This is a genomic window from Streptomyces sp. NPDC057654, assembly GCF_042800135.1.
GTDB lineage: Bacteria > Actinomycetota > Actinomycetes > Streptomycetales > Streptomycetaceae > Streptomyces.
The window spans coordinates 1-7017 of sequence record NZ_JBHVHQ010000434.1 but is presented as its reverse complement, the minus strand read 5'-3'; the positions used below and the strand labels follow the sequence as shown (position 1 = coordinate 7017).

At 69.8% G+C, this 7017-nt stretch carries 6 protein-coding genes; all 6 read left to right on the top strand.

All coding sequences use genetic code 11. From position 1 onward, the window contains the following. The first annotated feature begins 163 nt into the window (after window positions 1–163). Entirely contained in the window at window positions 164–1156 is a 993-nt protein-coding gene (locus ACFU99_RS26900; protein WP_384396535.1) for a hypothetical protein, read from the top strand. A 421-nt stretch (window positions 1157–1577) separates the two neighbouring features. Next, window positions 1578–3098, top strand: a complete 1521-nt coding sequence (locus ACFU99_RS26895; protein ID WP_384396532.1) for an amino acid permease — start codon at window positions 1578–1580, stop codon at window positions 3096–3098. Next, window positions 3098–3904 (top strand): GNAT family N-acetyltransferase, encoded by an 807-nt coding sequence (locus ACFU99_RS26890; protein ID WP_384396529.1) that lies wholly within the window; start codon window positions 3098–3100, stop codon window positions 3902–3904. The genes ACFU99_RS26895 and ACFU99_RS26890 overlap by 1 nt, the downstream gene beginning before the upstream one ends. 806 nt (window positions 3905–4710) lie before the next feature. Further along, complete coding sequence (locus tag ACFU99_RS26885; protein WP_384396524.1) at window positions 4711–6033, top strand: MFS transporter; 1323 nt, start codon at window positions 4711–4713, stop codon at window positions 6031–6033. Beyond that, complete coding sequence (locus ACFU99_RS26880; protein WP_384396521.1) at window positions 5919–6311, top strand: GntR family transcriptional regulator; 393 nt, start codon at window positions 5919–5921, stop codon at window positions 6309–6311. The genes ACFU99_RS26885 and ACFU99_RS26880 overlap by 115 nt, the downstream gene beginning before the upstream one ends. 83 nt (window positions 6312–6394) lie before the next feature. After that, window positions 6395–6670 (top strand): hypothetical protein, encoded by a 276-nt coding sequence (locus ACFU99_RS26875; protein WP_384396518.1) that lies wholly within the window; start codon window positions 6395–6397, stop codon window positions 6668–6670. Window positions 6671–7017: the final 347 nt, after the last annotated feature.

Below are 7017 nucleotides of genomic sequence, written 5' to 3'. Positions count from 1 at the left end.
CGGCTGCCGGCGGCGGCCGGGCCCGGAGCCGCCGCGATCCCGCCTTCCCCTCCCCCGGCACGGGCTTGGGGGCCGGTCCCGGCGTCACCTGTAGCTGCCCGGGCCGGAGCGCAGCGCCGCCGCTCCGCCCCGCGTCGCGCCCCGTCGATCGAGAGAAGCGCTGATGAGCAGTTCGCACCCGACGGCCCGCGATGCGGACCTCTATCGGGCGGTACAGGACATCCGGGTGGGGCACTGGATGCGCATGAGCGAGGTGCTGGCCAAGACCGGACACTGGCCGCAATGGACCGCCCGCACCCAGGCCCTGGCAGCGGAGGCGGCCGAGACCAACGTCGTGGAGCTGTGGCTCAAAGAGGAGCCGGCCAGCCACGCCGCGCACGTCATGTACGCCCGGGTCACCACCGAGCGGGTTTTGCGGACCCACCGCGCGCAGAAAACCGGGCAGACACGGCAGTGGGAGAGACTGGCGGACCTGGCCTGGCAGGAATGCAGCAAGGCCGCCGAGGAGAACTACTACGACCCGGTGCCCTGGATCTGCGCCATCGCCCTCATGGGCACGGACACCGCGGGACGCTTCCCCCGCTATCGGGTCCCCCCGCCGCCGCCGGAACACCTGCTGCCTCACGGACCGTGGGAGCTGCTGGAGAAGACGCACCGCCGGGACCCCTGGAACCGCGAGGCGTGGCACCGCATGTCCCAGGCACTCCAGACCCAGCCCGGCCCGGCGGGCCGCCGCGCCGTCGCCGGCGACTTCGCCCGCTGGACGTGCTCCATCGCACCGGACAACTCCCCGCTGCTCCTCCTGCCGATCTACGCCCTCGTCCAGGACCACCGAGAGCGCCGCGCACGACACGAGCCGATGCTGAGCCAGCTGTGGACCCGCGGGGACATCGTCCAGGCGACGACCCGAGCCTTCACGGGCTGGTTCAAAAAATGCGACCCGGCCACCAGCTCCCAACTTGACTTGAACTACCTGGCCTACGCACTCGTCGCGTGCGGCTTCCCCGACTGGGCGGCTGAGGTGTTCGAGGCGATCGGCGACTTCGCCACACAGCACCCGTGGGAGGACTTCGCCCAGCATCCAAGCCAGTGGCGAGACGCCTTCGAAACAGCTCGCGACGGCTGCCGGAAGCCCTCCGCGCGGGGCCGCCGGTGATTCGCGGCCGCCCTCCCGGCCGGGCACCGCCCCGTCAGCGGACCACCGGCCCCGCTCTTCCCTTGTCCGGCATCCTCACGGAGACCTGATGCATATTTTGTCCCATACGCGACGACAGCAGCCCGAACCGCCAGACGACGAACGCACCCACAAAGAGCCCGGGTACGAGCAAGAACGGCACCGGTGCATGAACGAACACAGCGACTTCGCCGTCCACCTGTCAGCCATCTCGATCATGTTCGCGGCGCTGCTGCTGGCCGGGTACGGCCTGAACATCTGGACGTGAACTACCGGGCCTATGCCCCCGTGGCGTGCAGGCTCCCCGGCACAGCGGCCGACGTGGCCGACAGCCGGGCACCGCCGCCCTGTGACGGGTTACCAGCCCCGCCCTTCCCTTGTCCGGCACCCCCACGGAGACCTGATGCGCATTTTGCTCCATACACGACGACAGCAGCGGTCCGAGCCGCTCGACGAGGAACGCACCCTCCAAGAGCTCGGGTACAAGCAAGAACTGCACCGGCGCATGAGCCCCTTCGGGAACTTCGCCGCTTCCCTGTCGGTCATCTCGATCATGTCAGGAACCTTGCTTTTGTTCGGGTTCGGCCTGAACAGCGGTGGTCCCGCGGTGATCATGTGGGGCTGGCTCGCCGTCGGACCGTTCGTACTGTGCCTGGCGGCGGCACTCGCGGAGATCACCAGCAGATACCCCACCAGCGGCGGCCTGTACTTCATGGCGCGCAAACTCGGCGGTGAGAAATGGAGCTGGTACACGGGCTGGCTCAACCTGATGGGCCTGGTGGCCGGGATCGCCGCCCAGGATTTCGGCATCGCCACGTTCAGCGCCGCCTGGGCCAACCTGCAGTGGGGCACCGTGCTCTCCCCGAAGGGCCTGCTAGCCCTCTACGCGGTCATCCTCGTCCTGCACGCGGTCATGAACCTTGCCGGCGCCAAGTTGCTGAACCGTCTGACGTCCCTGAGCGCGGGGTGGCACGTGGGGGGCGCGGTCGTCATCATCGGCGCCCTGTCCTTCGTCCCCTCCCACCACCAGTCGGCCTCGTTCGTGTTCTCCCACTTCACCAACAACACCGGCTGGCCCAACATGGTGTACGTGGTGCTGCTGGGCACGTTGTTGCCGTGCTTCGCCTTGGCGGGGTATGACACCTCCGCCCACCTGAGCGAGGAGACCAGCCGGGCCTCCGTCGTCGCCGCTCGCGGCATGGTCCGTTCGGTGGCGGTGTCCTGGATCGCCGGCGGCGTCCTGCTGGCCGCTCTCCTCTTCGCCATCCAGGACTACACCGCGACCCTGAACAGCCCCACCGGCGTACCCGTCGCGCAGATCTTTCTGGACGCCCTCGGCGTCGCCACGGCCAAGGCCCTGATGCTGATCATCATCGTGGCGCAGTTCCTGTGCGGGTACACGGTGACCACCAGCGCCAGCCGCATGATCTACGCGTTCTCCCGGGACGGCGCCCTGCCGGGCTGGTCCCGCTGGGAGAAGGTCAACCCCCGCACCCACGTTCCCGCCAACGCCGTCTGGCTCGCCGTCTCCGTTGCATTCCTGCTCGCCGTGCCGTCCTTGTACTCGGCTTCCGCCTTCGCCGCGGTAACCGCGATCTCGGTCGTGGGCTTCACCCCGGCCTACGCCATCCCCGTGCTGCTGCGGCTGATCCACCCCAAGAAGTGGACGCCCGGGCCCTGGACCCTCGGCCGCTGGAGCAGGCTGATCGGCTGGATAGCCGTGGCGTGGGCGACCGTGGTGACCGGCCTGTTCATGCTCCCGCAGACCAGCCCGGTCACCCTCACCACCGCCAACTACACGCTCGTCGCCACGACCGTAGTCCTCCTCCTTGCCGCCGTGTGGTGGCGTTTCGGCCGCAGCTCCTACCGCAAGCACAGCTCCACCGCAGACACCACCCCCGACGCAGCCGAAGGGATCATCTGATGAGCTCCACCCCTCGTGCGGAATCCGTCGAATCGATGCAGCAACTCTGCGTCGCCTGGCGGGCCATGGTCGAGGACCATGCCCCAGACGCTGACGTACGCGACCTGCCCGGCGTCGCCGTCCGTTGGGGCGGCTCCGCCTTCTCCTTCTGGAACTGCGTCACCTTGACCGACGAAGCGGTGGGAGTGGATCTCATGAGGCGGCGCCTGGACAAGGCGGCCGGCATCATGCGCGCGAAGACGCACCCGGGCTTCCTGTGGGTCTTCGAAGACCTCCTCGATGCCGAGGCCCGTCCCGCGCTGGGAGCGGCGGCCGAGGCGGCAGGTTTCCAGTACGCCTTCGGCGGCATAGGCATGGCCGGCGACCTGCTGCCGATCCCCGAACCGCACCACCCCGACCTCGCGTTCGTGCGCGTGAGCACCGATGAGCACTTGCAGGCGTACGCGGACCTCCAGGCCCGCGCCTACGGACTCCCTGTCGAGGACTGCCGCGGCGGCCTGGCCGGGTCCGTGCTCTGGAAGAGCAAGATGCACGCTTACCTCGCCCTGCACGGCGATACCCCGGTGGCGTGCGCCGCCACCCTCCCCGTCCAAGGCCGCCTCTTCGTCGCCTTCGTCGCCACCGACCCGCAGTGGCAACGCCGCGGCTACGGCGAGACCGTCACCCGCAAGGCCCTGTACGAAGGCGCCAGGACCACCGGCCTGACGCGCGCCACCCTGCACGCCACCGAGGCCGGGGCGCCGGTGTACCCGCGCATCGGCTTCACGGCGAACACCCCGATCCACTTCTACACGCTCAAGGACTGACCGCCGCGGCAAACGCCGGCCTCCGGACCGCCCTTGGCCCGGCCCGGGGCCGGTGCCCCGTCTCCCCCTTTCATGCCCTCCACCGGCGCCCTCTCGCGCACGCGTGAAAAAACCGCTTCTCGCCGCACTGACGCAGGAGAGCCCCACTCTCGAAACGAATTCCCCCGATACGAACCGGCCGCCAGCAATAAGGCGGACCGCCATTTCGCCATGCCCTCAATCTGGTAACCACTGGAGTATTTCCCCGACTTGCCGCCCGGAGGAATCCTGCGGTATCAATTTAAGGCGGGCCGATCCGCAGGGAAATCACCTGGCGCGGCACGCTCCCGAAGTCGCCACTTTCAAGAAAATGCGACTGGCGGCGGAAAGAATCCCTTCGCTGACGATCTCAGCGCGGGCTCGCCCCCATCCAGTGCCGACAGCAGTGCTGGACGGAGCGGTGTGGTGCGCACGGGGGTCGCACCCACACCCTCATGAACGTCTCGGCAGAGTTTCAGCTAGGCCACCATGACTCCCTTTCTTTCAGCGTCTCCCACAAGGTCCGGAAAGAAAGGGAAGTGGCCCTCTTGTCAGGCTTGACCCCCATCATCTCTGGCAGGGATGCCACGAAATCCCTCCCCACGCTCTCGCCAGCTTCCCTGGGCCGCGCGGGAGCGTGGGGAAGGGCACGGGAAACACCACCTTCAGGCCAGCAACTGTCATTATCCCCGATAATTACTGCGGCGCAGAAGTATTCCTTTCCGGCCTCGCGCGGCGCTACGGCCTTACCCCACGATTCCTATTCCTCACGAGTCAACCGGACCGATATGACCAGCACCCGCCCCGGGGCCAGTGCCGCCCCGGTCGCCGTCGCCCCGGCCGCGACGAGCCGCCTGTGGCGCGCGGACTTCGCGCTGCTCGCGCTCGGGCAGGCGGGCAGCGGGGCCGGGTCCGCGGTCAGCAGCGTCGCCCTGCCGCTGACCGCCGTCCTTGTCCTGGACGCCTCCACCGGACAGGCGGCTCTGCTGGCCGCCTGCCAGCAGGCCCCGGTTCTGCTGGTCAGCCTGCCGGTCGGGGCGCTGATCGACCGGATCCGCATCCGGCCGCTCCTGATCACCACTGATCTGGTGGCGGCCACCACGGTGCTCACGGTGCCGGTGGCGGCCGCGGCCGGGCAGCTCACTCTGGGCTGGCTGTACGCGGTCGCCACGGTGCTCGGCGCGACGTCCGTCATCTCCAACGCGGCCACCCTTGCCCTCCTGCCGCGTCTGCTGGGGCGGGAACGGCTGCTGGAGGCCACCAGCCGGCTCGTGCAGCTCGGCGGCATCGCGGCCCTGGGCGGCTCCGCGCTCGCGGCCGGCCTCGTCACCGTGCTCGGCGCGGCCCTCGCCCTACTCCTGGACGCGCTCTCCTACGTTCTCAGCGCCGTATGCACCGCGCGGATCGGCGGCCGGGAACCTGCGCCCGCCCCACGGGAGGGCCGCAGCACGGTGGGGCGGGAGATCTGGGAGGGGCTGCGCTACGTCCGCCGGCACCACGTGATCGCCCCCGTGCTGCACGCCAATGCGGTAACTCAGGCCGTGCTCGCCGGGCAGCAGGCCGTCCTGACGGTCTATCTGGTGCGCGTACTGGGCTGGTCCGGGACGGCGGTCGGCCTGGCCCTCGGCGCCCAGGCCGCCGGGGGCCTGCTCGGCGCGCTCTACGCCACCCGGTGCGTGGGCCAATTCGGCCCCGCCCGCACCATGATCACGGCCCTGGCGGCGGCGCCGGTCAGCTACCTCCCGCTGCTGCTCAGCGAACCCGGCCGGGCCGGGCAGGCCACGGTCTACGCCGCGCTGCTGGTCCAGGGCGTCTCGGCGGCCGTCGGCGGACTGGCCCAGCGGGCAGTGCGGATGAGCGTCTGCGCGCCGCGCATGCACGGCCGGATGCAGACTGCCGGGCAACTGGTGTGCGCCGGCCCGGCCCCGCTGGCCGCGCTGACGGCTGGCCTCGGTGCGACCCAGCTCGGGCTGAGAACCACCCTCGCCATCGGCGGGTGTCTGCTCCTTCTCCCCGTACTGCGCCTGCTGACCAGTCCCCTGCGTCATGTGCACCGCCTCCCCGATCCGGACTCCGACGACCCCGCTCCGCCGCGGGCGGTGCTCCCGTGACAGCACCGGCCCAGCCGGTCTCTTCGGCCCGCCCCATCCACTCCGTGCTCTGTGAAGAGAGGCGAATCCCCGTGCCCCGCCCCTGCGTCCATGAGTTGGTTGCCGCCTCGCTCCGGCGACAAATCGTCGACGGTGTCCTCGGCCCCGGCACCTATCTCCCCAACCCGACGCGCCTGGCATCGGACGTGGGCGTCGGCGGCACGACCGTTCGCCGCGCGCCCGGCCTGTGTGCCAAGAGCGGATATCGCGCTCCGCCTCGCGTTCGCCCGCCGCCCTGATGGACTCCGGCACCGACTGAACCCGGGCTGACTACCCCGATCACACCCAACGACCAAACCGGCCAAGGAATCAGTGAAACCACATGTCAAGACAGAGCCCTTTGAGCGGCATACGCGACGGGCGCCTGCGGGACCTGGCCAAGGCCGCTAGCCGCCAGCACTTCGAACTCGGCCGGACCCGGCATGACCACCTCTTCCTCCGGTGTGGGAAATGCCGTACGCGCATCACCTTCTCCAAAACGACGTCGGGCACGGACAGCAAGGCGTACCCCACCGTCCGGACGAAGCTGCTGCAACACGGCCTCTTCTATCAGGGTCGAGGCGGCGAACACACCGCGGCTCCGGTCCACACCAGCTGACTCCACCGATCCGGACGGGATGACGACCACCCCACCCGAGACCCAGCCAACCGGCCGAAGAGCTCGGGCGCGTCGGCACCGACGAAACATTCAACGCGCACTCGATCCCACTCGCCAGGAAAGCCGCCGATACCCGGCGAACCGACATCCGGACGGTGCCCGGACAGGCAGCGCCCACCCGATGGGACCGGAGCTCCCTCCGTCTCCGCGCCGCTGGCCGTGCCCCCTCACCTTCGCCCACCGCCCCTTCCCTCACGGGAGCCTGAGATGTCCCAACTCGCCCAACCCGCCGACCCCTCGGTGATGGTCTTGCCGCCCCCGGCGCGCTCCGGTGCTGTCCGGGCGTC

Excerpts from the sequence above, each read along its gene's own strand:
- ACFU99_RS26900 (WP_384396535.1), top strand. The coding sequence starts at position 164 with ATGAGCAGTTCGCACCCGACGGCCCGCGATGCGGACCTCTATCGGGCG.
- ACFU99_RS26895 (WP_384396532.1), top strand. The coding sequence starts at position 1,578 with ATGCGCATTTTGCTCCATACACGACGACAGCAGCGGTCCGAGCCGCTC.
- ACFU99_RS26890 (WP_384396529.1), top strand. The coding sequence starts at position 3,098 with ATGAGCTCCACCCCTCGTGCGGAATCCGTCGAATCGATGCAGCAACTC.
- ACFU99_RS26885 (WP_384396524.1), top strand. The coding sequence starts at position 4,711 with ATGACCAGCACCCGCCCCGGGGCCAGTGCCGCCCCGGTCGCCGTCGCC.
- ACFU99_RS26875 (WP_384396518.1), top strand. The coding sequence starts at position 6,395 with ATGTCAAGACAGAGCCCTTTGAGCGGCATACGCGACGGGCGCCTGCGG.